Here is a 24,765-nt window from a genome sequence, read left to right as displayed (position 1 = left end):
TGCTCAAAGATACTGGACATTCAGAATTTCAATTTCAGCAGGGCCGGTGGGTGTTTGAATTTTGACGCAATCACCCAGTCTTGCCTTAATTAAAGCCTTTGCAATTGGTGATACCCAGCTTACATGTCCTTTATCTAAATTAACTTCATCGACACCAACAATAGTGATGATGGTTTCCTTGCCAGCTGATGAACCAGCAAGCGGCGAGTAGCTTACTGTGGCACCAAAAAAAACTTGATCAGCATCTGCATCACCTGATTTACGAGCAGAATTATCGACAACTACAGCAAATTCAAGTCGTTGGTTTAAAAACCGAATTCGGCGATCAATCTCTCGTAGACGCTTTTTTCCATAGATATAGTCACCATTTTCGGAGCGATCTCCATTCGATGCAGCCCAATGGACCACCTTGACAACCTCTGGCCGATCGAGGTTTAAGAGCTGTAGAAGCTCTTTTTTAATGCGTTCGTGTCCTGTTGGGGTAATGTAATTCTTCTCTTCCATGGCATAATTATGACTGTTGCGGCTGTAGCTCAGTTGGATAGAGTACTTGGCTACGAACCAAGGGGTCGTGGGTTCAATTCCTGCCAGCCGCACCATTTCATATTGGGAGCCTAGTTTTCACTAGGCTCCCTTCATTTTGAAGCACTTTTTTATGTACTGCCCCAGATCCCTTTATAGTTTGGGTATGGTAATTTCAAAATCTACCCTTATCGCTAAGACCCCGCCAGTTGCCGTATGGAGTCCGATTGATGCTACAAATGCAAAAATCCTCCTAAGCGGAAAAGTCGATGTCTACACGCTTGGAGGAATCTGGACTGAGGTTCAGGAAGCACAAAATGCATGGTTAGCTCAGGGTAATGCCAGTAACAAAACGCTGATATTTGACGCCTCTCAGGTAAGCTCATTAGATGGCGCAGGAATGGCCTTTCTAATTGATATTCAAGAGTCCCAACAAAAAGTTGGTGGCACCTTTACTTTGGTCGGTCTTGATGCTCGCTACCAACCCTTGTTAAAAGAATTCAATCCCATCACCAATTTATTTCCAGTTCCTGCAGTCAAACCGCAGAGAAGTTTCATCGTCAGTGCTGGCATGGCCACGCAAAATTTGTTGGACGACACCAAAGGCTTAGTTACCTTTGCTGGACATTTATCTGCAGATTTGGTCTGGTCACTTATGCACCCACGCCAAGTGCGCTGGGGTGATTTTGTCAATGCAGCAGTACAAGCAGGCATTGCTGCTTTGCCAATAGTGGGCTTGGTTTCATTTCTGATTGGCGTTATTTTGTCTTTCCAGGCTGCTATTGGCATGCAGCAATTTGGGGCAACCTCTTTTGTGGGTCCAATAGCTGCTTTAGGGATTGTTCGTGAAATGGGGCCATTAATTACCGCCATTTTGCTTGCTGGACGTTCTTCTGCCGCATTTGCTGCAGAAATTGGCACGATGACCGTTAATAGTGAGGTTGATGCATTGGTTACTGGCGGATTAAGTCCCATCCGATTTTTAGTGGTGCCGCGTGTTCTTGCAGGAATCTTGGTCATGCCCATTTTGACTTTATATGCTGATATTGTGAGCATATTGGCATCGATGTTGACGATGCTGGCATACGGTATTCCATTTATTAATTTTTACAACGGCATGTTAGCTGCAGTCGGGATCGAAGACGTTGCATCGGGACTGATAAAAGCAACGCTTTTTGGCGTGGTTGTTTCTGCAGTAGGCTGCCTTAGAGGTATGCAGACGGGTACGGGTGCAGCAGCAGTAGGCATTTCTGCAACTAAGGCTGTGGTGAGTAGCATTGTGATGATCGTATTAGTAGATGGCATTTTTGCTGTAATCTCCTATAGGACAGGCTTCTAATGGCGATTGATCATCCAAGCTCCTACGCGATTGACGTACAAAATCTTATGGTTGGATATGGATCCAATGTACTGATGAAGGACCTCAATTTCACAGTTAATAATGGTGAAATTTTTGTAATCTTAGGTGGATCAGGTTGTGGCAAGTCCAGCCTTCTCAAAAATCTATTTGGACTCTATGAGCCGCTCTCTGGGGATGTTTTTATTGAAGGTCTAAATATCACTACAGCCTATGGTGTAGAGCGCCAAAAGATTATGACTAGCTTTGGAGTGATGTATCAGCAGGGCGCTTTATTTGGCTCAATGAATTTATTGGATAACGTCACACTTTTTATGCAGGAATATACCCAGCTTAGCCAAAGTGAAATGGATCTTTTGGCGCGTTGTAAGTTAGATTTAGTGGGCTTGCTTCCTTATGAGTCCTACATGCCTAGTGAAATTAGTGGGGGCATGCAAAAAAGGGCTGCCATTGCGCGCGCGATGGCGCTAGATCCCAAAATCTTATTTTTAGATGAACCTTCGGCTGGTCTTGATCCTATTACTTCAGCGGATCTTGATAGTACGATCATCGATCTATCAAAAAATTTAGGGATTACTTTTGTGATCGTTTCCCATGAATTGGCGAGCATTTATGCTATTGCTGACAAGGTCATTATGTTGGACAAGGGCGCCAAAGGCATTATTGCTGAAGGTGATCCCAAGGTTTTAAGAGATACCAGCAGCGATCCGCGGGTCCATCAATTCTTTAATCGCATTATGAGCAAGGATGTAGCATGAGTAATAACTCTAACCCCAATTATTTTCGTCTCGGTGCCTTTGTGCTTGTCGCAATCGGAGTACTTATCGCAGTCATTTTAACTTTTGGTTCAGGCAAGTTCTTCAAACAAGCTTTTTACTTAGAGACCTATATTAAGCAATCTGTTACAGGCCTAGATGCTGGTGCTGCTGTTCGTTTTAGGGGTGTGAAGATTGGGCAAGTGACTTCAATCGGATTAACAGGAGATACCTATGAAAAAGATCTACCGTTTGATCAAAGAAAGCAGTATGTAGTAGTGCGCATGAAAATTTTTGGAGAAGAGCTGACAAGAGAGCAGTTAAATCATTTCGTAAAGGAAAATCTGCGTGCTCGGGTTAAGTCTATGGGTATTACGGGTGTGAATTATATTGAGTTTGACTTTGTGAAAAACGCCTCAGAATACCCACCGTTACCCTTTACATGGGATCCTTTGTACCCGGTAATGCCAGCCATGCCAAATGAGACTGATGAAATCATTTCTGGTATACAAAAGTTTATCGCCTCAGCAAATGAAATGAATATCGAGCGAACTCAGAAAAAATTGGACGAGGTCTTGATGAATTTAAATACTATGATGGTTGGTGATAGTAAGGGCAATGAAGGATTTGTGCGATCGGTTAAAGACCTCAATCTCTTGCTGTCTCGCATTGCTAAGGTAACCGACAAAGATGAGTTGGATATTTTGATGCGTGAGCTTGTCGGGGCAGTGACCTCTTTACGTCAAACCATCACTAGTATTCAGGGGGATACTGGAGCTACATTAGAAAATCTCAAACAAACCAGCGAAAACCTCAATGAGCTTAGTCGTATTGCAAGCCAGTCGCCTGCGAGTCTGATTTGGGCAGAACCGCCACCGAAGATCGTGTTGCCGATGAATGGTACACAAAGTCCATCAGGAGCTCCAAAATGAAGCGCTTTATTCTGATTACAGTAATGCTGTTGACTCTAGTCGCCTGTTCCTTACCAACACGCGCACCCGTAGCACCTAGTGCATGGATGGTTGCTCCAGAGCGCACAGGAGCACCTTATAAACCTAGGACAGAATACTGGTTAAAAATTGGCGCTATTTCAGTAGCTCCCCCTTTTGATGGAAGGTCTTTGGTATATCGTTTGGGCGATCAGCGCTATGAAAAAGATTTTTATAACGTCTATTCTGCAATTCCTGCAGAAATGATTGCTAGTGCTGAACGTCAATGGTTTAATCAGGCCAATATTTTTTCCCTAACGCTGGGTGAGGGAAATAGTTTCTTCCCTTTTTATTCACTCCAAACAACCATTAATGATTTTTATGGCGATTATCGTGTGCGTCCAGAAGCAGTGGTGTCAATTGAGTTTGTACTAGCTGTTGCTAACGCTGGTAAAGGTAATCCCATTATTGGTGTAAATCGCTATTCGAGGCGGATCGCTCTTAAAGACAATACACCTGAGGCGCTTGTATTAGGTCAGCAGCAAGCGCTTGCCGAGATCTTTAAGGAATATGAGGCGCAGCTTTATCAATATGCAGGTAAATTACCAAAACCACTGGGGCAGTAATTTTATGAAATCGTTTATGTCTTACTCTTACATGATGGCAAATGAGTATCCATGGATTAATGCCAATGGGCCAGAGGTTTTTTCTAAAGAAATTAAAGCGGAGTTCTCAGTTTATAAAGAGTTAGTAGCAAAGCAGACATGACAACTAGATGAAACATAAATAGGCGGGGGATATATGGATTTAGGTATCAAGGGTAAAGTTGCTTTAGTGATGGCTTCAAGCCGCGGCCTTGGACAGGCAATGGCAGTCTCACTGGCTAAGGAGGGGGTAAAGGTTGCTGTTACTGGTCGAAACCCTGAGGGATTAAAGAAATCTGTTGAGCTCATTGAGGCGCTTGGTGGTGTTGCCATTGCTCTCAATTGGGATTTATCCGATCACTCTGTCATTGACGGCTTAGTTTCGAGAGTAGAGCAAGAGCTTGGTCCAATTGATATTTTGATTAACAATACTGGTGGACCGCCTCCAACATCGGCGACTGGACAAGACCCAGCTTTATGGCAAAAAAGTTTTAACGATATGGTACTTTCATTAATTGCCATTACGGATCGTGTATTACCTGGTATGCGTGAACGCAAGTGGGGGCGCATTATTACCAGTACGACTTCAGGTGCGATTGCGCCAATTAAAAACTTGGCGATTTCTAATACACTTCGCGCTGCTTTATCAGCGTGGTCTAAAACTTTGTCAGCTGAAGTGGCTGCAGAGGGTATTACTGTCAATATCATCATGCCTGGACGGGTTGCTACAGAGCGTTTGCGTCAACTTGATGAAGCTCGAGCTAAGCGAGAGTCTATTCCCTATGAAGAAGTGGTGAAATCAAGTTTGCGCTTAATTCCAATGGGGCGCTATGGAGATCCTACTGAATATGGTGATGCAGCTGCATTCTTAGCCAGCCAAAATGCTTCCTATATTACTGGCACTGTCATGCGGGTAGATGGCGGCCAGACACAAGCAGTTTGAGCAAATTTTTATCCCGCCTTTTTAAGGGCTTAAGCCAAGAACTACGATCAACTGAATTAGTTTGGTTGATCGTAGCTTTAACGCTATCCGTTGCAGCTCTATCGAGCGTTAGCTTCTTAGCTGACCGTATGCAAAGAACCTTTGCATTTGATGCGCGCCAACTTCTTGCCTCTGACTTATTACTTGCCTCTGATCAGCCCTTACCTGAGCGCTTTATACAAGAGGCTCAAAACAGACGTCTTCGTATAGCTGATACCGTAGTATTTCCCTCAATGGCAAGCTCAGGGGAGCACAGTAAGCTTGCTTCATTAAAAGCGGTCAGTGACCAGTATCCCTTGCGGGGTGCTTTGCGAGTAGAGCCAGTGAAGCAACAATCTTCTCTTTCAGGGCCACCACCCGGAAGCGTTTGGGTTGATGCTGCAATGCTTGCAACTCTGAAAGCATCAGTAGGCGATCGATTGAAGTTAGGAAACACTCAATTTGTGATTGACGGCGTTTTAACTCAGGAGCTAGATCGTGGTGCAGGCTTTATGAATTTTGCTCCTAGAGTCATGATGTCTCTGAGCGATTTACCAAAAACAGGTTTAGTTGGTCTGGGCAGCAGAGTAACTTATCGACTATTACTGGCGGGCACTGATTCTGATATACGAGCCTATGAACAGTGGGCAACTACTGAAATAGATAAGCAAGGATTAAGAGGTGTCAGGTTAGAGTCTCTGGAAAATGCTCAGCCCATGATGCGCAAAACCTTGGACCGTGCAGAGCGTTTTTTATCACTAATTGCTTTGTTAACAGCAATGGTTTCGGCTGTGGCAATTGCCTTATCTTCTCGCCGCTATGTCCTTAAGCAAGCCGATTCCTGTGCGGTGCTGAAATGCCTAGGGGCTAGTTCCTCCAGTATCTTTAAAAAACAATTACTAACACTATTGAGGCTAGGCCTGATTGCAGCCGTTTTGGGGTCTGCTTTAGGATTCTTAGTACAACAGCTACTTTTATTGGCGCTGGGTAATTTAGTCATTGGTAATTTACAGTCTGTTTCATTCTGGCCTGTGCTGTGGAGCGCTACCTTATCTGGGTTTCTACTAATGGGTTTTGCACTTCCACCACTATTAGGATTAGTAAAAGTTTCACCGGTTCGATTAATTAGAAAAGAGTACGCAGGATTACCGAGTGCTGCAATTTGGATTGCACTTTTTGGACTTGGTGCCTGTCTAGCGCTGATTGGTATTGCAGCACGTGATTGGAAACTGGCTCTATGGACTGCTCTGAGTTTTGGTGCTGCTGTTGCGCTGTTTTCTCTGATATCTTGGTTGGTACTGAGGATGCTATCTCGGATTCGTACGCAGTATTTTGTCTTACGTTTTGTTTTGGTAGCCCAGGGTAGGAGCGTGACTTATGCCATCGTACAAATTACTGCCCTAGGGATTGCAATCATGGCCTTACTCTTGATCTTGTTATTACGCCAAGATCTACTCAGTGCATGGCAGGGCAATACCCCTATGAATGCGCCTAATCGCTTCATGATTAATGTTCAAGAAAATCAAAAACAAGGTATTGATCAATTATTAATTGATGCGGGGGTTGGTAAGCCAGATTTTTATCCAATGGTACGGGGGCGGTTGATTGATATTAATCAGCAGACCATTTCACCAAATGCCTATCAGGATGAGAATGCGCGCCGTTTAGTGGATCGTGAATTCAATCTCTCCTATACCAATGAATTACCAAGCGGCAATAGAATACTTTCTGGAAAATGGTTTGAGGGCGATGAACCTCAGGTCTCGATTGAGATCGGAATTGCTAAAACCTTAAAATTAAAACTGGGTGATCGGCTCACTTTTGAAGTGGCTGGAGAAAAAGTAACTGCCCCAATTACTTCTTTTCGAAAGCTAGATTGGGGATCTATGCGGGTCAACTTTTTTGTGATTATGCCGCCTAGCTCATTAAATCAGTTGCCACAATCATGGATTACCTCTTATTACCAAGACTCAAATCGTAATAATCTGGATTTTCGTTTAAGTCAAACCTATCCGAACCTGACTGTGGTGGATGTCACGGCATCTTTACAACAGATTCAAGAGGTTTTAAACAGACTAACGGCAGCATTAAGTTTGTTATTTGCATTTACAGTGCTGGCAGCAGTCTTAGTTTTAATTGCTGCTATCTCAGCTACTCAAGATGAACGCTTTAGAAATGCAGCGCTACTTAAGGCGCTAGGCGCTTCACGTCAGGTGTTGGCACGTATCGCTACTACCGAGTTGATATTGATTGGCGCAATCGCTGGTACGCTCGCTGGTATAGCTGCTGGAATGGCAGCTTGGGCTCTAGGGCGTTATGTTTTAGAGATTGAGTTTCATTCGTTTTTTCAATCGCTCATAATGGGCCTTGCGTTTGGCGTTTCGTCCTGCTTATTAGCTGGATACCACTTTCAGAAAAGAATACAAAAGGCTACTGCAGTTGAATGCCTGCGCGCTATTTGAGTGTTACCAGATTTTTGGGAAGCTCGACTAAGCGGGTGCCTGCTAATCGATCAGGTAATCCTTGGCGTAATGCCTTATCCTTGCGATCAAAAAAGATGGATAGTGGCCAAAGAAAAAGGACCACTGCAAATAACATCTCAATGATGAGCCACTTTTCCAGATGAAAAATAGCTTGTAACGCAACACAAGGAAAAATCCACAGAGAGCCAAACATATAACGCCAAGAAGCCTGGCGTCGATTCAAGGTGTGACCATCTTTGCCAATGATTCTTATTCGCCAAGTTTGCATGGCTAAGGTTTGTCCAGACTTAGTCCAATACCAAACGAAATAGATGCCAAGTACCATATATAGGTAGAGAAAAGTAAGCCAACTCGGTAGTGCGATTCCAAAGAGGACGCCTAAGCCCAGATTGGGCAATAGAAAGATAAGTGCGATGACACCTAGCAACACTAATTGCTCATATAAGCCACAGAAGACACGTCGCCAAAAGCTGGGTGAAGGCAAAGCTTTTAATTCAGCAGGTGTCATATAGCTGCTTAGTCATCGTTGGTAAATAAGGGTTAGTTATTGCTGGTACTACTTTCAGAGCTGCTACTTGGTGTAGGAGATTCTGCTGGTGGACTAGCTAAGATAACAGGCTTTTGCCTATTTGGTTGCTGTTGTAAAGTAGGGGCACTTGTAGCAGTAGGTTTTTTCTTGGCCTCAGATTCTGCTAATTTCTTTTTTTGTTCATCGCTCAGTTTTTGATAGGCACTCCAAGCCTCAGCCTTTTTATCAGCAGGAAATTTGAGGCTACTCAGATAGTTGTCACGCGCAAGACGGCGCTCTTTCTGTGAGAGGTTAGACCAGCTCGCCATTCGAGACTGAAGGCGCTCTTGATCCTGTGAGCTCATTTTTGGGTAGATGTTAGACACCTGCGTCCATTTTTTGCGGCTATCAGGCAGCATGTAGTCCCAGTCGCTTTCAAGTGGCGCCAGAATTTTTTGTTGACTGGGTTTTAAACTTTCCCAAGTGCCGTCTGGTTTTTTTTCTGGAATACCGCTCGCTCTACTATGGGCACTGCTGACGCTGCTTGTCGTCTGTGCTAGAGCAAGATTTGATGTAATGGGAACCAAAGCAATAGCTAGGCAAACGCTAGCAAAAAAAGACTTTAGGTGAAAAGACATTCGACTGAACTCTTTAATTATTTACTTTGTATTGAATCAGTCGAGTCACTATTTGAGTCAGAAAGCGGGCCATTTTTTAAGAAGGCCATAAAGCCTCTGTCAGCATAAGCGTCAGGCGGCACTTCATCACTTAAAAGTGCAGCATCCACTTCAGCAATATCATTGATTCTTGAATCACCTTGCCATTCTGCAATACCAATAAGGCCAAAAACTAAAACCACGAGAGGCGCAAGCCAGCCAATGGTGTCCCATATCGGATTAGAAGATCTAGAACTCCAGTTCCCACTGGAACTTACCAAAGCATGTTTACGAACCCGAAGTTTTTCAGGTTTTTTAAGAGAAATAGCCTTCATACGGGCTGCATAAAGACGGTCTTTGATTTCTTTTGGCAGGGTGCCACTGCGTAGCAAGGCAGCACTAGCCAGGCCAAATTGGTCGTCTTGCTTCTGGCTTAGTTGATCTTCGGAGTGTTTCACAGCGTAATTCCTTTTAATTTCAATGCTTTAGCTAGGGCTTGGGTTGCCCTAGAACAATGCGTTTTGACGCTGCCTTCACTACAACTCATTGCTTTGGCAGTTTCAGAAATGCTAAGCTCATCCCAATAACGCATTAGGAAGGCTTCTCGTTGACGTACAGGTAATTTTGATATTTCTGACTCTAGGGCCTGTAAAAGCTGACTTTGCTCTAGTTTTTTAGCAGCATCTTGGTGAATGACGCTATCGTCAGGCGCCGAAAGTGACTCTAGGGGGTCAAAATCATCACTTTTACTTGATTTATTACCCATATTCGAAAATAGAGTGACCCAGGTATTTCGGACCTTTTGACGTCTGAACCAGTCATGAATCCGATTTTGCAGGATTCGAGTGAACACCAATGGGAGCTCAGCAGCAGGTCGATCACCATATTTTTCAGCTAACTTAATCATGGCATCCTGAACGATATCGAGGGCAGCGTCATCGTCACGGACAGCGTAGACCGCTTGCTTAAAGGCGCGCTGCTCAATGCTGCTCAGAAAGTCAGATAGTTCTTGGGCTGATGCCATGCAGTCGATTAGACCTGAATCGGTGATAAATGATCTATTTTAGGGGATTGCTATAGAATATAGCGCTTACTACCTAGATTCTCATTTACGAAGTGGTTTTTTCTGGTAGCAGCGCCGTTCGAACTCGGGCCATAAGCAAGAGACAGAACAGACCAATCAATTTTTTGCCGAAAATTGCAAAGGACGAAAGAAAATGAATACAAGCAGCGCCGAATTTTTAGCTACTAAAGCTAACAAAGACTCAGCAAATCCAAATACCGCAGCAGCACCTATAGAAATGATTGGTGCTGAAATGCTGGTGACAGCATTGCATAAAGAAGGGGTTGAATACGTTTGGGGTTACCCAGGCGGCTCAGTGCTCTTTATATATGATGAAATTTTCAAGCAGGATAAGTTTGAGCATATTTTAGTTCGTCATGAACAGGCAGCAGTTCATGCGGCTGATGGTTACGCACGCGCAACAGGAAAAGTTGGCGTTGCCTTAGTAACATCTGGCCCCGGAGTAACCAATGCCGTAACTGGTATTGCTACTGCTTATACCGATTCCATTCCGATGGTGATCATTAGCGGAAATGTTCCGACATATGCTATCGGTGAAGATGCTTTCCAAGAAGCGGATACCGTTGGTATTACGCGACCAGTTGTGAAGCACAATTTCCTGGTTAAGGATGTGAAAGATCTACCATTGGTTTTGAAAAAAGCCTTTCATATTGCACAGACGGGACGTCCTGGCCCAGTATTGATTGACATCCCTAAAGATGTCTCAGCGGCTAAGGGTCTGTTTGTTTATCCAGAAACTTTAGAGATGCGTTCTTACAATCCCGTAGTGAAGGGGCATAGCGGGCAAATCCGTAAAGCAATTTCTCTACTGCAAGAAGCACAGCGTCCCTATATCTATACCGGTGGCGGTGTGATTTTGGCCGATGCTGCTCCTGAATTAAAAGAGTTTGCTGACCTACTGGGCTATCCCGTAACTAATACCTTGATGGGTCTTGGTGGTTTTCCAGGTTCCAGTCCACAGTTTGTCGGAATGCTAGGAATGCATGGAACATATGAGGCCAATATGGCGATGCAACATAGCGACGTATTAATTGCGATTGGAGCTCGTTTTGACGACCGCGTGATCGGTAATACAGTTCACTTTGCAAGTCATCCACGCAAAATTATTCATATTGATATTGACCCTTCCGTGATTTCTAAACGCGTGAAGGTAGATGTTCCGATTGTTGGCAATCTCAAAGAAGTACTACAAGAGATGACTGCGCAACTCAAAGCTGCCGCCCCCCGTAAAAACGGTGAGAAAGTTGCCGCATGGTGGGAGCAGATTAATGAATGGCGTAAAAAAGATTGCTTAAAGTACGACGAAGCTTCCCAAATTGTGAAGCCGCAGTATGTTGTTCAAAAGTTATATGAACTAACAGGTGGTGATGCTTTCATTACGTCTGATGTAGGTCAACACCAAATGTGGGCTGCCCAGTTTTATAAGTTTGATAAGCCACGTCGTTGGATCAACTCTGGTGGTCTTGGCACAATGGGAGTAGGTTTACCTTATGCCATGGGAATCAAAAAGGCATTCCCTGATAAAGATGTTTTTGCGATCACTGGTGAAGGCTCTATTCAGATGTGTATTCAAGAGCTGTCTACTTGTAAGCAATACAACACCCCAGTCAAGATCGTGTCTTTAAACAACCGCTACTTAGGTATGGTGCGTCAATGGCAGGAGCTTACTTATAACAAGCGCTATTCCAGTTCATATATGGATTCTTTGCCTGATTTTGTAAAGTTAGCTGAAGCATATGGCCATGTTGGGATGCTGATCGAGAAAAAGTCAGATGTTGAAGGGGCACTCAAAGAGGCTATTCGCCTAAACGATCGCACTGTATTTATGGACTTTCAAACTGACCCAGAAGAAAACGTTTGGCCTATGGTTCAAGCGGGTAAAGGTATTACCGAAATGCTGTTGGGCAGTGAGGATCTCTAATGCGACACATCATTTCTATTTTGATTGAGAATGAACCGGGTGCTTTATCTCGGGTGGTGGGTCTTTTCTCTGCGCGTGGTTACAACATTGAAACCTTGAGTGTTGCGCCGACTGAAGATCCTTCTCTATCTCGTATGACAATTGTTACTGTCGGATCTGATGATGTGATTGAGCAAATCACAAAGCATTTAAATCGCTTAGTTGAGGTTGTCAAAGTATTTGATTTGACTGAGGGGCCTCACATTGAGCGTGAACTCATGATGATTAAAGTTCGCGCTGTAGGAAAAGAGCGTGAGGAATTAAAACGTACCACTGATATCTTCCGCGGCCGCATTATTGATGTGACTGATAAAAGCTACACCATTGAACTGACTGGTGATAGCGCCAAAATAGATGCTTTTATTGATTCTATTGATCGCGCATCAATCCTAGAAACTGTTCGCTCGGGTGGTTCTGGTATTGGGCGTGGTGAACGAATTTTGAAGGTCTAATTTTTTTAACTGATTTATTAAGCAACAAAACATTTTCAATACAAGGAAAGAGCATGAAAGTTTTTTACGATAAAGACGCGGATTTGTCCCTGATTAAGGGTAAAAAAGTGACTATCATTGGCTATGGTTCACAGGGTCACGCACACGCATTGAACCTTAAAGACTCTGGCGTTAATGTCACTGTGGGTTTACGTAAGGACGGCGCTTCCTGGAGCAAAGCTACCAATGCAGGGTTGGCAGTAAAAGAAGTGGCTGAAGCAGTTAAGGATGCTGATGTTGTGATGATGCTATTACCTGATGAGCAAATCGGTGATGTGTACAAGCAAGAAGTGCACGGCAATATTAAGCAAGGTGCTGCCTTAGCTTTTGCCCACGGTTTTAATGTTCACTATGGTCAAGTTCAGCCACGTGCTGACTTAGATGTGATCATGATTGCGCCTAAGGCACCCGGACATACAGTGCGCGGCACTTATTCTCAGGGCGGAGGCGTTCCTCATTTGATCGCTGTATATCAAGATAAATCTCGCTCAGCTCGCGATGTTGCTTTGTCTTACGCTACTGCTAACGGCGGTGGTCGGGCCGGAATTATCGAAACAAATTTCCGTGAAGAGACTGAAACTGATTTATTCGGTGAGCAAGCTGTTCTGTGTGGTGGCGCTGTTGAATTGATTAAAGCCGGCTATGAGACTTTAGTTGAAGCGGGCTACTCCCCTGAGATGGCCTACTTTGAGTGCTTGCATGAGCTCAAGTTAATCGTTGACTTGATCTATGAAGGTGGTATCGCGAATATGAACTACTCCATCTCTAATAATGCAGAGTATGGTGAGTATGTGACTGGTCCGAAAATTGTTACGGAAGATACGAAGAACGCCATGCGTCAGTGTTTGAAAGATATTCAGACTGGTGAGTATGCTAAGAGCTTCATCTTGGAAAACAAAGCAGGTGCTCCTACATTGATTTCACGTCGTCGCTTAAATGCGGAGCATGAGATTGAAGTGGTTGGTGCTAAATTGCGTGCCATGATGCCTTGGATTGCAAAGAACAAATTAGTTGACCAGACCAAGAACTAAGAAGTACATCAATCGCATTACATAAAAGGCTCAGAACAGAATGATGTATCCACACCCCATTATTGCAAAAGAAGGCTGGCCGTATTTAGCGCTAGTGGGGATCATTGCTTTATTGGTTCACTATCTAGGTGGATTAGTTTGGTCTTGGCCGCTTTGGATTATTTTTATTTTTGTTCTACAGTTCTTTCGTGATCCACAGCGAATTTCAGCCTTAGGTCGCGATTTAGTTTTATCTCCAGCTGATGGACGGATTGTTGTGGTTGCAAAAGCGACTGATCCTTATGCTGGTCGTGAAGCGCTCAAAATTAGTGTGTTCATGAACGTATTTAATGTGCATTCGAACCGAAGTGCGGTTAATGGCTTGGTAAGAGAAATTCAGTATTTTCCAGGCAAGTTTGTGAACGCTGATCTAGATAAAGCTTCTACCGAAAATGAGCGTAATGCAGTCGTTATTGATGCCAATGGTCAAATCGTGACCTTGGTACAAGTGGCTGGGTTAATAGCGCGCCGAATTCTTTGCTATATCCATGTAGGTGATCGACTTAAAGCGGGAGAGCGTTATGGCTTTATTCGTTTTGGTTCTAGAGTGGATGTTTATTTGCCGCTCACTGCAGAACCCATGGTAAGTGTTGGCGATAAAGTTTTTGCAACAAATACTGCCCTGGCTCGTTTGCCAGGCCTAGATTAATTAGATTTCACTTTTACTAGGACGATTTTGCCAACTTTTCGCCGTCGTGGCCGTATCGATCGTAGTCGCTTATCTCAATCTCGCTCAGATCGCCCATCAAGTGATTGGGCAGATGAAGTTGGGGACGGCGTTGATTACGAAGTAGAGGAGCTGCATCCTCAAAAGCCTCGCTTACGTAGCAAAGGAATTTACTTACTCCCCAACGCTTTCACTACAGCAGCATTATTTTGTGGCTTCTTTGCCATTGTGAATGCAATGAACCATCAGTTTGAGGTTGCTGCGATTGCGATCTTTGCTTCTTTAGTCTTAGATGGTATGGATGGGCGCATAGCTCGCATGACAAATACCCAAAGTGCCTTTGGTGAACAATATGACTCGCTGGCAGATATGGTTTCTTTTGGTGTTGCTCCAGCATTGGTTGCTTACGAATGGGCGCTAAAAGATTTGGGCAAATGGGGTTGGTTAGCTGCCTTTACCTACTGCGCTGGTGCCGCCCTGAGATTGGCGCGCTTTAATGTGAATACCGGTGTTGTTGATAAGAAGTTCTTTCAAGGTTTACCAAGCCCAGCAGCCGGTGCCTTAATGGCTGGATTTATTTGGCTTGCTGATGACAATAAGATTCCTGTACGTGACACCGCCATCCCTTGGATTACCTTCTTCATTGCTGTCTATGCTGGCCTGACCATGGTCTCAAATGCCCGCTTTTATAGCGGTAAAGCCCTCGATGTACGCTATCGTGTGCCATTTGGCGTGATGGTCTTGATGATTTTGACCTTTGTGCTGATTTCTTCAAATCCACCCTTAACCTTATTTGGTGTTTTTGTGGTCTATTCGATCTCAGGATATGTCATTTGGGCCTGGGAGCGCCTCAGCGGGAAGCGTTTTAGCTAATTTCGGAATTTTCGGGTATATTAATTCTATGTTGATAAAGTTTTCACCTTTAACAGGTCTCCTTCTGCTAGCACTTAGCCTTGAGCTTGGGGCGGGTAAGGCCTGAGTTGATGAGATCTCAATAAATCATTAACCACCTCATACCAGCCCCAGCAAATTGCTGGGGTTTTTGTTTTGTAAGACTGAAATTGTGCAACAAATGAATGAAGCATTAAAAATTGGAGAGTAGTGATGAGCGATAAAGTAATTATTTTTGACACCACCTTGCGCGATGGAGAGCAATCTCCCGGTGCGTCGATGACTAAAGATGAAAAAGTTCGCATTGCTCGTCAACTGGAGCGCTTGAAAGTCGATGTGATTGAAGCTGGATTTGCAGCAAGCTCAGAGGGTGACTTCCAGGCAATTTCTGCGGTTGCTGCTGCAGTCAAGGATTCGATTGTGTGTTCCTTAGCGAGAGCGAATGATAAGGACATTACTCGAGCAGCAGATGCATTAAAGGCTGCAAAAGCTAAACGCATCCATGCATTTTTAGCAACCAGCCCCTTACATATGGCCGTGAAATTACGCATGTCTCCTGAGGAAGTATTAGAGCAAGCGAAGCGTTCTATTCGTTTTGCTCGAAATTTGGCTGATGATGTTGAATTTTCTGCTGAAGATGGTTATCGCTCAGAGATGGATTTTTTATGTCGCGTAGTAGAGGCGGTCATTAAAGAGGGTGCATCGACTATCAATATTCCCGATACTGTCGGTTATGCAACTCCAGAGTTATATGGTGATTTCATTAAGACTTTACGGACCCGTGTCCCTAATTCCGATAAGGTAGTTTGGTCAGTACATTGCCATAATGACTTGGGCATGGCAGTAGCAAACTCCTTAGCTGGCGTAAAGATAGGCGGGGCTCGGCAAATTGAGTGCACCATCAATGGCTTGGGTGAACGTGCTGGTAACACTGCGTTAGAAGAGATTGTGATGGCCTTACGAACTCGTAATGACTATTTCAATTTAATTTGCGATATTGATGCCAGTCAAATTGTTCCAGCCTCTAAGATGGTCTCGCACATCACTGGTTTTGTAGTGCAACCAAACAAAGCAGTTGTTGGTGCCAACGCATTTGCTCACACCTCTGGCATACATCAAGATGGTATTTTGAAAAATCGCGAAACCTATGAAATTATGCGTGCAGAAGATGTTGGTTGGGCTGCAAATAAAATTGTCTTAGGTAAATTGTCAGGCCGTAATGCCTTTAAACAACGTTTGCATGATCTCGGTATTGTGGTTGAGGCTGAAGCCGATATCAACGAGGCTTTTACGCGCTTCAAAACCTTAGCTGATCAAAAAACAGAAATTTTTGATGAAGATATTCTTGCCATCATGTCAGAAACTGCTTCAGCGGAGCAGGGTGAGTACTACGAATTCATTTCGATGAGCCAACATTCCGAAACCGGCGAACGTCCAAAATCACGCATTACCTTACGTATGGGCGAAAAAGAAGTGAGTTCAGAAGCGGAGGGCAATGGGCCAGTTGATGCAAGTTTGAACGCGATTGAAGAGGTCGCCAAAAGTGGCGCTGAGCAGTTGTTGTATTCAGTCAATGCCATTACCTCGGGGACTCAATCTCAAGGTGAGGTTACTGTGAGATTGGCAAAGGGAGGTCGAATCGTTAACGGCGTTGGAACTGATCCGGACATCATCGCAGCTTCTGCAAAAGCCTACTTGGCAGCCTTAAATAAGCTGCACGATCCTAGCCAGGCGAAGCTCAACGCTCAGATGACACCCTAAACTAGTGATAAGTGATTGTTTTTAAAGAAAAACCTTAAAAACTCCTGAAAGACCCACTTTTTGACTGTTTTTAGGCATTCATGCTGCGTAGGCGAGATCTGATACAATTCGAGGGCTTTGATTTATAAAGCTTTTTTGTTTTATTTTGTTAATAACGCACGACACATTCAGGGTGAAAGCTCTTGTGTTCGCAAGTAAGGAGTATCAAAAATGGCAGTTGCTGATATCAAAACGGCGGAAATCGTCAAAGATAACGCGCGCAGCGCAAACGATACGGGTAGCCCTGAAGTTCAAGTTTCATTGCTAACAGCCCGCATCAATGAATTAACCCCCCATTTCAAGGCTAACGCTAAGGACCATCACAGCCGTAGAGGTTTGTTGAAGATGGTTTCACGTCGCCGTCGCCTCTTGGATTATCTCAAAGGCAAAGATTTGGATCGTTATCGCGCATTGATCGATAAATTAGGTCTCCGTAAGTAATTCTTATCAGTATTGCAATGCCATCTCACTTAAGCCTGTTTCTTTTTGAATGCAGCCTTAGGAAGGTGGCATGTTTTTTGAGCGGTTTTCGATTATTTGTGTAGGGGATCGTGTCATTCCAATGAGCTTCTGAGAGTAATTCAGAGTCTCTCTGGAATGGCATCCCTTTTGATCTTAAAGCGCTCCAGTGTTGTCGTGACACTGCTTTATCCCACGACAAACGTATGACTCATGTGAGTTTTGCGTGAACAATTTGGAGAAGATCAATATGACTATGTTTAAAAAAGCAGTAAAAAGTTTTCAATGGGGTAATCATCAAGTTACGATGGAAACAGGTGAGATCGCTCGCCAATCTGGTGGTGCCGTCATCGTTAACGTAGATGACACCGTAGTAATGGGTACTGTGGTTGCCTCTAAGTCTGCAAAGCCAGGCCAATCCTTTTTTCCACTGACAGTTGATTACTTAGAAAAGACCTACGCAGCAGGCAAGATCCCTGGTGGCTTCTTTCGTCGTGAAGGCCGTCCATCTGAAGGTGAGACTTTGATCTCCCGTTTGATTGATCGCCCATTACGCCCATTATTCCCAGAAGGATTCTTGAACGAAGTTCAAGTAGTGATTCATGTCTTGTCTATCAATCCTGACGTTCCTGCGGATATCCCTGCGTTAATTGCAGCCTCTGCAGCCTTGGCTATTTCTGGCATTCCTTTTGCTGGTCCTGTTGGTGCAGCTCGTGTTGGTTATGCAAATGGCCAATATCTATTGAATCCAACACGTACAGAACAAGCAACTAGTGAACTCGATTTGATTGTTGCTGGTACACAAGCTGCAGTATTGATGGTGGAGTCAGAAGCAAACCAACTTTCCGAAGAAGTCATGTTGGGTGCAGTTGTGTATGGTCATGACCAAATGCAAACTGCCATTAACGCAATTAATGAATTAGTGATTGAAGCAGGAAAACCAGATTGGGATTGGACTGCTGCTCCTAAGAATGAGCCATTTATCGCTAAGGTGAATGCATTAGCTGAAGCACCATTGCGTGAGGCTTATCAGATTCGTCAAAAGGGCGCTCGTTCAGACAAGCTGAAAGAAATCTCTAAAGAAGTAATGGCTAAGTTATCCGAAGAGGGTGAGGTTGACGCCGTTGCCGTAAGCGACATTATGTTTGAAATCGAAGCAAAGATTGTTCGTAGCCAGATTTTGAATGGTGAGCCACGCATTGATGGTCGTGATACTCGCACTGTGCGCCCAATTGAAATTCGTAACGGTGTACTACCACGCACACACGGTTCTGCATTGTTTACTCGTGGCGAGACCCAAGCTCTCGTTATTGCTACTTTAGGTACTGCACGTGACGAGCAAATTATTGATGCGCTTGAAGGCGAATACCGTGATCGTTTTATGTTCCACTACAACATGCCTCCATTTGCCACTGGCGAAACTGGTCGTGTAGGTAGTCCAAAGCGTCGTGAAATTGGTCATGGTCGTTTAGCTAAACGCGCCTTAATTCCTGTATTACCTAGCCCAGAAGATTTCGCATACAGTATTCGTGTTGTTTCAGAAATTACTGAGTCAAATGGCTCATCTTCTATGGCTTCCGTTTGTGGCGGCTGCCTTGCAATGATGGATGCTGGCGTTCCTGTTAAGGCGCACGTTGCTGGTGTTGCAATGGGCTTGATTCTTGATGGCAACCGTTTTGCTGTGTTGACCGATATCTTGGGTGATGAAGATCACTTAGGCGATATGGACTTCAAAGTAGCTGGTACTGCTAATGGTATTACTGCACTCCAGATGGACATTAAGGTACAGGGTATTACCAAAGAAATTATGCAAGTAGCCTTAGCGCAAGCTAAAGAAGGTCGTTTGCACATCTTGAGCAAAATGCAAGAAGCCATGGGTTCAGTTCGTACAGAATTGTCAGCTCATGCCCCACGCATGGTGTCATTCAAGATTCATCCAGATAAGATTCGTGAAGTGATTGGTAAGGGCGGCGCAACGATTCAAGCTTTGACCAAGGAAACTGGTTGCAGCATCGATATTAAAGATGACGGTACCGTAACGATTGCTTCTACTAGTGCTGAGGGCATGGCAGAAGCAAAGGCGCGCATCGAAGGCATTACTGCAGAAGCTGAAGTAGGCAAGATCTACGAAGGCCCAGTAGTGAAGTTACTTGAGTTCGGCGCTTTGGTCAATATTCTCCCTGGTAAAGACGGTCTCTTGCATATCTCTGAAATTTCGAATGAGCGTGTGAAAGAAGTAAAAGACTATTTGCAAGAAGGCCAAGTTGTGCGCGTGAAATTGCTCGCCGCTGATGAGCGCGGTCGTCTACGTTTATCTCTCAAAGCTGCTATGGCAGAAGAGGGTGGCACGATTTCTCCTTTAGCCGGTGCTAGTGAGTCTGTAGCTGAAGTAGCCCCTGCTTCTGACGAAATAGCTTAAGTCAACTACCTCTACTACTGCGAGAAGCCCTTATGCGCGTAATGGAAATTAAAGATTATGGCGCACCAGAAATGTTGGTGCTTGCCACTCGTCCAGACCCAGCCGTTCCAACTGCTGGTTCAGGTGAGATATTAATTAAGGTTCTTGCAGCAGGCATTAATCGTCCTGATGTTTTGCAACGTAAAGGCTTTTACCCAGTGCCTGCTGGCGCATCTGATATTCCTGGTCTCGAGGTTGCCGGCGAAATCATTGGTGGTGATTTATCTCATGCAGATAATCAATTTGGTTTAAAGATTGGTGACAAGGTCTGTGCCTTAGTTCAGGGTGGAGGATATTCTGAACTATGCACTGCGCCGATTGCGCAGTGCTTGCCTTATCCTAAAGGTTTTTCAGATCAAGAAGCAGCTGCCTTACCTGAAACGTTCTATACAGTGTGGAGCAATGTTTTCATGCGGGGTCAGCTCTCTGCTGGCGAAACACTTTTAGTGCAAGGTGGCTCAAGTGGTATTGGTGTGGCCGCCATTTTGATTGCCAAAGCTCTTGGGTTTAAAGTGTTTGTTACTGCTGGCACTGATGAGAAATGTGCTGCCTGTCTAAAGCTTGGTGCTGACCTAGCAGTGAATTACAAAACTCAAGATTTTGTTGAAGAAGTCGAAAAGGCTACTAATGGCAAAGGTGTCAATGTCATTTTAGATATGGTCACAGGTGATTATGTTCAGCGTGAGATCGATTGCCTTGCAGATGATGGCCGCATTGTCATTATTGCTATTCAGGGTGGCTCAAAAGCAGAAGTGAGTACCAATCAAATCTTACGTCGACGTCTTACTATTACTGGTTCTACTCTTCGTCCAAGACCAGTGGCATTTAAAAAACAAATTACTGAACAGCTTTACACCAATATTTGGCCATTGTTAAATAGTGGTCAATTGAAGCCCGTCATTTATAAAACATTTTCTCTTGATCAGGCTTCTGATGCACATCGCTTAATGGAGTCATCAGAACATGTTGGCAAGATTGTGTTGACGGTTTAATCTTTTCAAGAAAACTATGCGCCCACTGATTGTTATTGGCAACTGGAAAATGAACGGCAGTCTTGCAAGTAATCAAGATTGGATCAAGACCGTTGCTCGGGGAATGGAACGAGGTATGCCTGCGGGACGTCAGTTCGTTGTATGCCCATCGTTTCCATACCTAGCTCAATGTGACGCTTTAATCAAAGAACATTCACTGGCATTCTTAAGTCTTGGGGCGCAAGATGCTTCGGCATATGCTTCGGGTGCCTATACAGGTGAAGTTGCTGCCTCAATGTTGAAGGAAATAGGTTGCAGCTATGTCATTGTTGGTCACTCAGAACGTCGACAAATACACCATGAAGTTGACGAAGTCGTTGCATCTAAAGCCTTACAAATATTAGATAACGGCATGACTCCTGTGATTTGTGTTGGCGAGATAGCGGATGAGCGTAATTCTGGTAGGGCTAGAGAGGTTGTTTGTTCGCAAGTAGCAAAGCAAGTCAATGTACTCCAAGATCGTTTGGCGGATTGTTTAATTGCTTATGAGCCCGTTTGGGCAATTGGAACCGGAAAAGTAGCTAGCGCTCAAGTTGCGCAAGATATGCATCGTGCTATTCGTCTGCAATTGGCAGAATTTAATGAAGATGTCGCTTCACATGTGGGAATTTTGTATGGCGGTAGTGTCAAACCTGACAATGCCGTCGAATTGTTTGCTATGCCAGATATCGATGGTGGATTAGTGGGTGGAGCATCATCCAATCCTCAGGATTTTTTAGCTATTTGTCAGGCATAGTTTTTTATTTGGAGATACGCTGTGGAATTATTGAAGACATTGTTAATCGTATTGCAGGTAGTTTCAGCTGTGGCTGTAATTGTTTTGGTTTTATTGCAACAGGGCAAAGGGGCTGATATGGGGGCTGCTTTTGGATCTGGATCTTCAGGTAGCTTGTTTGGCGCTAGCGGTTCTGCTAACTTTTTATCCCATACTACGGCCATTTTTGCGGCCCTCTTCTTTATCAGTACTCTAGGAATTACTTGGATTGGTAATAAGAAAGAAGTTAGCCCAGGGGTTCTTTCTGGAACTGTAGCTCCAGCTGCAGCACCTACCGCTCCTACTGCCCCAGTTCAAGATCCAACGAAACCGGCAGTTCCTAAGTAAAAAGTAGGATTTTACAGATTTACCCGTCTCCAATGAGGGGGTTTTTAAGTGGTGCAATGCGGTAGAATTAACATGTTTTGCAAGATGCCGACGTGGTGGAATTGGTAGACACGCTATCTTGAGGGGGTAGTGGCTTAGGCTGTGCGAGTTCGAGTCTCGCCGTCGGCACCATAACAAAGAATGTATATGTTTTTGCTTTACCAGACGATCGAATTAGGACCATTTTGAATCTCGCTATTTACTTTCCTGTTTTGTTATTTATCCTAGTGGGCATAGGTGTAGGACTAGTCCCTATGTTGCTTGGTAAAATTGTGGCCCCTTCAAAGCCCAACGCCGAGAAATTATCCCCATATGAGTGTGGTTTTGAGGCATTCGAAGATGCTCGTATGAAGTTTGACGTGCGTTATTACCTGATTGCCATTCTTTTTATCTTGTTTGATCTTGAAACTGCATTCCTGTTTCCATGGGGTGTAGCGCTTCGCGATATTGGTTGGTATGGCTACGCCTCCATGGTGATCTTCCTTTTGGTATTCATTGTGGGATTTGTTTATATTTGGAAAAAGGGCGCTCTCGACTGGGAGTGATGGATATGGCGTTAGAAGGCGTTCTTAAAGAAGGATTTGTTACTACGACTGCGGATCAGTTAATTAACTGGACGCGAAGCGGTTCTTTATGGCCCATGACTTTTGGTTTGGCCTGCTGTGCTGTTGAGATGATGCATGCTGGTGCATCTCGTTATGATTTAGACCGGTTTGGCGTTGTATTTCGCCCATCACCACGTCAATCTGACTTGATGATTGTGGCTGGCACCTTGTGCAATAAGATGGCCCCAGCGTTACGTAAGGTTTACGATCAAATGCCAGAACCTCGTTGGGTGATTTCAATGGGCTCTTGTGCTAATGGTGGTGGTTACTACCATAACTCTTATTCAGTTGTACGCGGTTGCGATCGCATTGTGCCAGTTGATATTTATGTTCCTGGCTGCCCTCCGACAGCAGAAGCATTGATCTATGGAATTATTCAATTGCAATCTAAGATCGCTCGCACCAGCACGATTGCACGGAAGGCTTAATCATGTCAGATCGTTTAATTCAGCTAGTCGCTAATTTAGAAAAAGTACTTGGTACCCGCGCACAATCGATTCATACCGCCTTAGGCGAAGTTACAGTAGTTGTTAATGCTGAGACTTATTTTGAGACTGCGGTGCTTTTGCGTGATGATCCTATTTTAGCGTTTGAACAGCTCATCGATTTGTGTGGTGTTGACTATCAAGAATTCCGTGATGGCAGGTGGAGTGGCCAACGTTTTGCTGTTGTAAGTCACTTGCTTTCTATAGAGCACAACTGGCGTTTACGTGTTCGTGTATTCGCATCAGATGATAGCTACCCTTTGGTTTCCTCAATTACACCCGTATGGAATTGTGCCAACTGGTTTGAGCGCGAAGCATTTGATTTCTATGGCATTATTTTTGATGGTCATGAGGACTTGCGTCGTATCTTGACCGATTACGGTTTTATTGGCCATCCATTCAGAAAAGATTTCCCAATCAGTGGCCATGTAGAAATGCGCTATGACCCAGAGTTAAAGCGTGTTGTTTATCAGCCTGTCACGATCGAAGCACGCGAGATTACACCCCGTATTGTGCGCGAAGAGCAGTACGGAGGTCCGGCTTAAGTCATGGCTCAAATTAAGAACTACACCCTCAATTTTGGTCCTCAGCATCCCGCAGCTCATGGCGTATTACGTCTTGTACTTGAGCTTGATGGTGAAGTGATTCAACGCGCTGACCCACACATTGGTTTATTGCATCGCGCTACCGAAAAATTAGCTGAAACACGTACCTGGATTCAAAATGTGCCTTATATGGATCGTTTGGACTATGTATCCATGATGGCCAATGAGCATGCCTACGTATTGGCTATTGAAAAGTTATTACAGATAGACGTGCCCTTACGCGCTCAATATATTCGCGTGATGTATGACGAGTTAACTCGTTTATTGAATCATTTGCTTTGGATTGGTTGTCATGGCCTTGATGTTGGTGCAATGGCTGTATTCCTCTACGCGTTCCGTGATCGTGAAGATATCTTTGATATGTATGAGGCGGTGTCAGGGGCTCGAATGCATGCCGCTTACTATCGACCTGGTGGTGTTTATCGTGATTTGCCAGATCAAATGGCTCAATTTAGTCAGTCTAAGGTACGTAGCACTTCTGCTGTAAAACGCTTAAATGAAAACCGCAGTGGTTCATTGCTTGATTTTATTGACCAATTTACGCACGGTTTTGATGCTAACGTTGATGAGTATTGCAATCTGCTAACTGATAATCGTATCTGGAAGCAGCGCCTAGTCAATATTGGTATTGTGACCCCAGAGCGTGCTTTACAACTAGGCTTTACTGGCCCAATGTTGCGGGGATCTGGAATTGAATGGGATTTACGCAAGAAGCAACCATACGAAACTTACGATAAATTAAATTTTGATATTCCAGTTGGCGTCAATGGTGACTCTTATGATCGTTACTTGGTACGCATGGAAGAAATGCGTCAGTCCAATCGCATCATCAAGCAATGTGCTGCCTGGTTGAAATCCAACTCAGGTCCTGTAATGAGTGATAACCATAAAGTTTCACCACCAAAGCGTGTGGATATGAAGACCAATATGGAAGAGTTGATTCATCACTTTAAGCTCTTTACCGAAGGTATGCATGTACCTGATGGTGAAGCGTATTCAGCGGTTGAGCATCCAAAAGGTGAGTTTGGTATTTATTTAATTTCAGATGGCGCTAATAAACCATATCGCCTGAAAATTCGTGCACCAGGTTTTGTGCACTTATCGGCAATGGATGAAATGTCACGTGGTCATATGTTGGCTGATGCGGTCACCATTATTGGTACTCAAGATATTGTGTTTGGGGAGATTGACCGCTAATAGCGT

The 24,765-nt window shown here is 44.3% G+C and carries 27 protein-coding genes and 2 tRNA genes; 24 read left to right on the top strand and 5 right to left on the bottom strand.

The window, feature by feature from the left end; all coding sequences use genetic code 11:
- Positions 1 to 3 precede the first annotated feature (3 nt).
- Entirely contained in the window at positions 4 to 504 is a 501-nt protein-coding gene (greB, locus tag ABWP14_RS08305; RefSeq protein WP_353202503.1) for a transcription elongation factor GreB, read from the bottom strand.
- Positions 505 to 522: 18 nt separating this feature from the next.
- Between greB and ABWP14_RS08300 the strand changes: the two genes are divergently transcribed.
- From ABWP14_RS08300 to ABWP14_RS08265, 8 genes are all read left to right on the top strand, one after another.
- Positions 523 to 599 (top strand) — tRNA-Arg (locus ABWP14_RS08300).
- 89 nt (positions 600 to 688) lie between these two features.
- Positions 689 to 1,861, top strand: coding sequence for an ABC transporter permease (locus ABWP14_RS08295; RefSeq protein ID WP_353202502.1), 1,173 nt, complete (start codon positions 689 to 691; stop codon positions 1,859 to 1,861).
- Positions 1,861 to 2,637, top strand: a complete 777-nt coding sequence (locus tag ABWP14_RS08290) for an ABC transporter ATP-binding protein (RefSeq protein WP_353202501.1) — start codon at positions 1,861 to 1,863, stop codon at positions 2,635 to 2,637. Before ABWP14_RS08295 ends, ABWP14_RS08290 begins: the two co-directional genes overlap by 1 nt.
- Positions 2,634 to 3,566, top strand: coding sequence for an MlaD family protein (locus ABWP14_RS08285; RefSeq protein ID WP_353202500.1), 933 nt, complete (start codon positions 2,634 to 2,636; stop codon positions 3,564 to 3,566). Before ABWP14_RS08290 ends, ABWP14_RS08285 begins: the two co-directional genes overlap by 4 nt.
- Complete coding sequence (locus ABWP14_RS08280) at positions 3,563 to 4,189, top strand: PqiC family protein (protein ID WP_353202499.1); 627 nt, start codon at positions 3,563 to 3,565, stop codon at positions 4,187 to 4,189. The genes ABWP14_RS08285 and ABWP14_RS08280 overlap by 4 nt, the downstream gene beginning before the upstream one ends.
- Positions 4,190 to 4,205: 16 nt before the next feature.
- Entirely contained in the window at positions 4,206 to 4,331 is a 126-nt protein-coding gene (locus tag ABWP14_RS08275; RefSeq protein WP_353202498.1) for a hypothetical protein, read from the top strand.
- A 33-nt stretch (positions 4,332 to 4,364) separates the two neighbouring features.
- Positions 4,365 to 5,150 carry an SDR family oxidoreductase gene (locus ABWP14_RS08270; protein WP_353202497.1) on the top strand — a complete coding sequence of 262 codons (786 nt, stop codon included), beginning with the start codon at positions 4,365 to 4,367 and terminating at the stop codon, positions 5,148 to 5,150.
- The gene (locus tag ABWP14_RS08265) at positions 5,147 to 7,630 is read left to right on the top strand and encodes an ABC transporter permease (protein ID WP_353202496.1); all 2,484 of its coding nucleotides are present in this window, start codon (positions 5,147 to 5,149) and stop codon (positions 7,628 to 7,630) included. Before ABWP14_RS08270 ends, ABWP14_RS08265 begins: the two co-directional genes overlap by 4 nt.
- Here ABWP14_RS08265 and ABWP14_RS08260 read toward each other — a convergent pair.
- Genes ABWP14_RS08260 through ABWP14_RS08245 form a run of 4 tightly spaced genes read right to left on the bottom strand, consistent with a single transcriptional unit; the run spans position 7,623 to position 9,839 of the window.
- On the bottom strand, positions 7,623 to 8,159 hold the full coding sequence (locus tag ABWP14_RS08260) for an RDD family protein (protein WP_353202495.1): 537 nt from the start codon (positions 8,157 to 8,159) through the stop codon (positions 7,623 to 7,625). The two genes, ABWP14_RS08265 and ABWP14_RS08260, sit on opposite strands and share 8 nt — an antisense overlap.
- A 32-nt stretch (positions 8,160 to 8,191) precedes the next feature.
- Complete coding sequence (locus tag ABWP14_RS08255; RefSeq protein WP_353202494.1) at positions 8,192 to 8,797, bottom strand: DUF3106 domain-containing protein; 606 nt, start codon at positions 8,795 to 8,797, stop codon at positions 8,192 to 8,194.
- A gap of 17 nt (positions 8,798 to 8,814) precedes the next feature.
- Positions 8,815 to 9,273, bottom strand: a complete 459-nt coding sequence (locus ABWP14_RS08250) for a DUF3619 family protein (RefSeq protein ID WP_353202493.1) — start codon at positions 9,271 to 9,273, stop codon at positions 8,815 to 8,817.
- A complete protein-coding gene (locus ABWP14_RS08245; RefSeq protein WP_353202492.1) occupies positions 9,270 to 9,839 on the bottom strand; it encodes an RNA polymerase sigma factor in 570 nt (189 codons plus the stop codon). The genes ABWP14_RS08250 and ABWP14_RS08245 overlap by 4 nt, the downstream gene beginning before the upstream one ends.
- A 193-nt stretch (positions 9,840 to 10,032) precedes the next feature.
- On the opposite strand from ABWP14_RS08245, the gene ABWP14_RS08240 reads away from it, so the two are divergent.
- The 16 genes from ABWP14_RS08240 (at position 10,033) to ABWP14_RS08165 (ending at position 24,759) form a co-directional block, all read left to right on the top strand.
- A complete protein-coding gene (locus ABWP14_RS08240; protein WP_353202491.1) occupies positions 10,033 to 11,820 on the top strand; it encodes an acetolactate synthase 3 catalytic subunit in 1,788 nt (595 codons plus the stop codon).
- Complete coding sequence (gene ilvN, locus ABWP14_RS08235) at positions 11,820 to 12,311, top strand: acetolactate synthase small subunit (protein WP_353202490.1); 492 nt, start codon at positions 11,820 to 11,822, stop codon at positions 12,309 to 12,311. Before ABWP14_RS08240 ends, ilvN begins: the two co-directional genes overlap by 1 nt.
- Before the next feature lie 53 nt (positions 12,312 to 12,364).
- Entirely contained in the window at positions 12,365 to 13,381 is a 1,017-nt protein-coding gene (gene ilvC, locus ABWP14_RS08230; protein WP_353202489.1) for a ketol-acid reductoisomerase, read from the top strand.
- A gap of 40 nt (positions 13,382 to 13,421) precedes the next feature.
- Positions 13,422 to 14,069: a phosphatidylserine decarboxylase gene (locus tag ABWP14_RS08225; RefSeq protein ID WP_353202488.1), complete on the top strand. Its 648-nt coding sequence runs from the start codon at positions 13,422 to 13,424 to the stop codon at positions 14,067 to 14,069.
- A gap of 27 nt (positions 14,070 to 14,096) precedes the next feature.
- Positions 14,097 to 14,960, top strand: coding sequence for a CDP-diacylglycerol--serine O-phosphatidyltransferase (pssA, locus tag ABWP14_RS08220; RefSeq protein WP_353202487.1), 864 nt, complete (start codon positions 14,097 to 14,099; stop codon positions 14,958 to 14,960).
- Positions 14,961 to 15,191: 231 nt separating this feature from the next.
- On the top strand, positions 15,192 to 16,739 hold the full coding sequence (locus ABWP14_RS08215) for a 2-isopropylmalate synthase (protein WP_353202486.1): 1,548 nt from the start codon (positions 15,192 to 15,194) through the stop codon (positions 16,737 to 16,739).
- Positions 16,740 to 16,949: 210 nt separating this feature from the next.
- Entirely contained in the window at positions 16,950 to 17,219 is a 270-nt protein-coding gene (gene rpsO / locus ABWP14_RS08210) for a 30S ribosomal protein S15 (protein WP_353202485.1), read from the top strand.
- A 268-nt stretch (positions 17,220 to 17,487) separates the two neighbouring features.
- Complete coding sequence (pnp, locus tag ABWP14_RS08205; RefSeq protein ID WP_353202484.1) at positions 17,488 to 19,656, top strand: polyribonucleotide nucleotidyltransferase; 2,169 nt, start codon at positions 17,488 to 17,490, stop codon at positions 19,654 to 19,656.
- Between the two features lie 32 nt (positions 19,657 to 19,688).
- Positions 19,689 to 20,687: an NAD(P)H-quinone oxidoreductase gene (locus ABWP14_RS08200; RefSeq protein ID WP_353202483.1), complete on the top strand. Its 999-nt coding sequence runs from the start codon at positions 19,689 to 19,691 to the stop codon at positions 20,685 to 20,687.
- A gap of 16 nt (positions 20,688 to 20,703) precedes the next feature.
- Positions 20,704 to 21,462, top strand: coding sequence for a triose-phosphate isomerase (gene tpiA, locus ABWP14_RS08195; RefSeq protein ID WP_353202482.1), 759 nt, complete (start codon positions 20,704 to 20,706; stop codon positions 21,460 to 21,462).
- A gap of 21 nt (positions 21,463 to 21,483) precedes the next feature.
- Complete coding sequence (gene secG, locus ABWP14_RS08190) at positions 21,484 to 21,828, top strand: preprotein translocase subunit SecG (protein WP_353202481.1); 345 nt, start codon at positions 21,484 to 21,486, stop codon at positions 21,826 to 21,828.
- 86 nt (positions 21,829 to 21,914) lie between these two features.
- A tRNA-Leu gene (locus ABWP14_RS08185) sits at positions 21,915 to 21,999 on the top strand.
- A gap of 53 nt (positions 22,000 to 22,052) precedes the next feature.
- Positions 22,053 to 22,412, top strand: a complete 360-nt coding sequence (locus tag ABWP14_RS08180; protein ID WP_353202480.1) for an NADH-quinone oxidoreductase subunit A — start codon at positions 22,053 to 22,055, stop codon at positions 22,410 to 22,412.
- Positions 22,413 to 22,417: 5 nt separating this feature from the next.
- On the top strand, positions 22,418 to 22,900 hold the full coding sequence (locus ABWP14_RS08175) for a NuoB/complex I 20 kDa subunit family protein (RefSeq protein WP_216255318.1): 483 nt from the start codon (positions 22,418 to 22,420) through the stop codon (positions 22,898 to 22,900).
- Positions 22,901 to 22,902: 2 nt separating this feature from the next.
- On the top strand, positions 22,903 to 23,502 hold the full coding sequence (locus ABWP14_RS08170) for an NADH-quinone oxidoreductase subunit C (RefSeq protein ID WP_353202479.1): 600 nt from the start codon (positions 22,903 to 22,905) through the stop codon (positions 23,500 to 23,502).
- A gap of 3 nt (positions 23,503 to 23,505) precedes the next feature.
- Positions 23,506 to 24,759 carry an NADH-quinone oxidoreductase subunit D gene (locus ABWP14_RS08165; RefSeq protein ID WP_353202478.1) on the top strand — a complete coding sequence of 418 codons (1,254 nt, stop codon included), beginning with the start codon at positions 23,506 to 23,508 and terminating at the stop codon, positions 24,757 to 24,759.
- The last annotated feature ends 6 nt before the right edge of the window (positions 24,760 to 24,765 follow it).

This window comes from Polynucleobacter sp. (assembly GCF_040400325.1).
Taxonomy (GTDB): domain Bacteria; phylum Pseudomonadota; class Gammaproteobacteria; order Burkholderiales; family Burkholderiaceae; genus Polynucleobacter.
This window is presented reverse-complemented; position numbering and strand designations above follow the sequence as displayed.

Bases quoted from the DNA above. Each gene is read 5' to 3' on its own strand.
- ABWP14_RS08295 (WP_353202502.1), top strand. From the start codon at position 689: ATGGTAATTTCAAAATCTACCCTTATCGCTAAGACCCCGCCAGTTGCC.
- ilvN (WP_353202490.1), top strand. From the start codon at position 11,820: ATGCGACACATCATTTCTATTTTGATTGAGAATGAACCGGGTGCTTTA.
- ABWP14_RS08240 (WP_353202491.1), top strand. From the start codon at position 10,033: ATGAATACAAGCAGCGCCGAATTTTTAGCTACTAAAGCTAACAAAGAC.
- ABWP14_RS08165 (WP_353202478.1), top strand. From the start codon at position 23,506: ATGGCTCAAATTAAGAACTACACCCTCAATTTTGGTCCTCAGCATCCC.
- ABWP14_RS08285 (WP_353202500.1), top strand. From the start codon at position 2,634: ATGAGTAATAACTCTAACCCCAATTATTTTCGTCTCGGTGCCTTTGTG.
- ilvC (WP_353202489.1), top strand. From the start codon at position 12,365: ATGAAAGTTTTTTACGATAAAGACGCGGATTTGTCCCTGATTAAGGGT.
- ABWP14_RS08270 (WP_353202497.1), top strand. From the start codon at position 4,365: ATGGATTTAGGTATCAAGGGTAAAGTTGCTTTAGTGATGGCTTCAAGC.
- ABWP14_RS08245 (WP_353202492.1), bottom strand. From the start codon at position 9,839: ATGGCATCAGCCCAAGAACTATCTGACTTTCTGAGCAGCATTGAGCAG.
- ABWP14_RS08290 (WP_353202501.1), top strand. From the start codon at position 1,861: ATGGCGATTGATCATCCAAGCTCCTACGCGATTGACGTACAAAATCTT.
- ABWP14_RS08175 (WP_216255318.1), top strand. From the start codon at position 22,418: ATGGCGTTAGAAGGCGTTCTTAAAGAAGGATTTGTTACTACGACTGCG.
- rpsO (WP_353202485.1), top strand. From the start codon at position 16,950: ATGGCAGTTGCTGATATCAAAACGGCGGAAATCGTCAAAGATAACGCG.
- ABWP14_RS08280 (WP_353202499.1), top strand. From the start codon at position 3,563: ATGAAGCGCTTTATTCTGATTACAGTAATGCTGTTGACTCTAGTCGCC.
- ABWP14_RS08260 (WP_353202495.1), bottom strand. From the start codon at position 8,159: ATGACACCTGCTGAATTAAAAGCTTTGCCTTCACCCAGCTTTTGGCGA.
- ABWP14_RS08275 (WP_353202498.1), top strand. From the start codon at position 4,206: ATGTCTTACTCTTACATGATGGCAAATGAGTATCCATGGATTAATGCC.
- ABWP14_RS08215 (WP_353202486.1), top strand. From the start codon at position 15,192: ATGAGCGATAAAGTAATTATTTTTGACACCACCTTGCGCGATGGAGAG.
- ABWP14_RS08200 (WP_353202483.1), top strand. From the start codon at position 19,689: ATGCGCGTAATGGAAATTAAAGATTATGGCGCACCAGAAATGTTGGTG.
- pnp (WP_353202484.1), top strand. From the start codon at position 17,488: ATGACTATGTTTAAAAAAGCAGTAAAAAGTTTTCAATGGGGTAATCAT.
- ABWP14_RS08255 (WP_353202494.1), bottom strand. From the start codon at position 8,797: ATGTCTTTTCACCTAAAGTCTTTTTTTGCTAGCGTTTGCCTAGCTATT.
- ABWP14_RS08225 (WP_353202488.1), top strand. From the start codon at position 13,422: ATGATGTATCCACACCCCATTATTGCAAAAGAAGGCTGGCCGTATTTA.
- greB (WP_353202503.1), bottom strand. From the start codon at position 504: ATGGAAGAGAAGAATTACATTACCCCAACAGGACACGAACGCATTAAA.
- tpiA (WP_353202482.1), top strand. From the start codon at position 20,704: ATGCGCCCACTGATTGTTATTGGCAACTGGAAAATGAACGGCAGTCTT.
- ABWP14_RS08170 (WP_353202479.1), top strand. From the start codon at position 22,903: ATGTCAGATCGTTTAATTCAGCTAGTCGCTAATTTAGAAAAAGTACTT.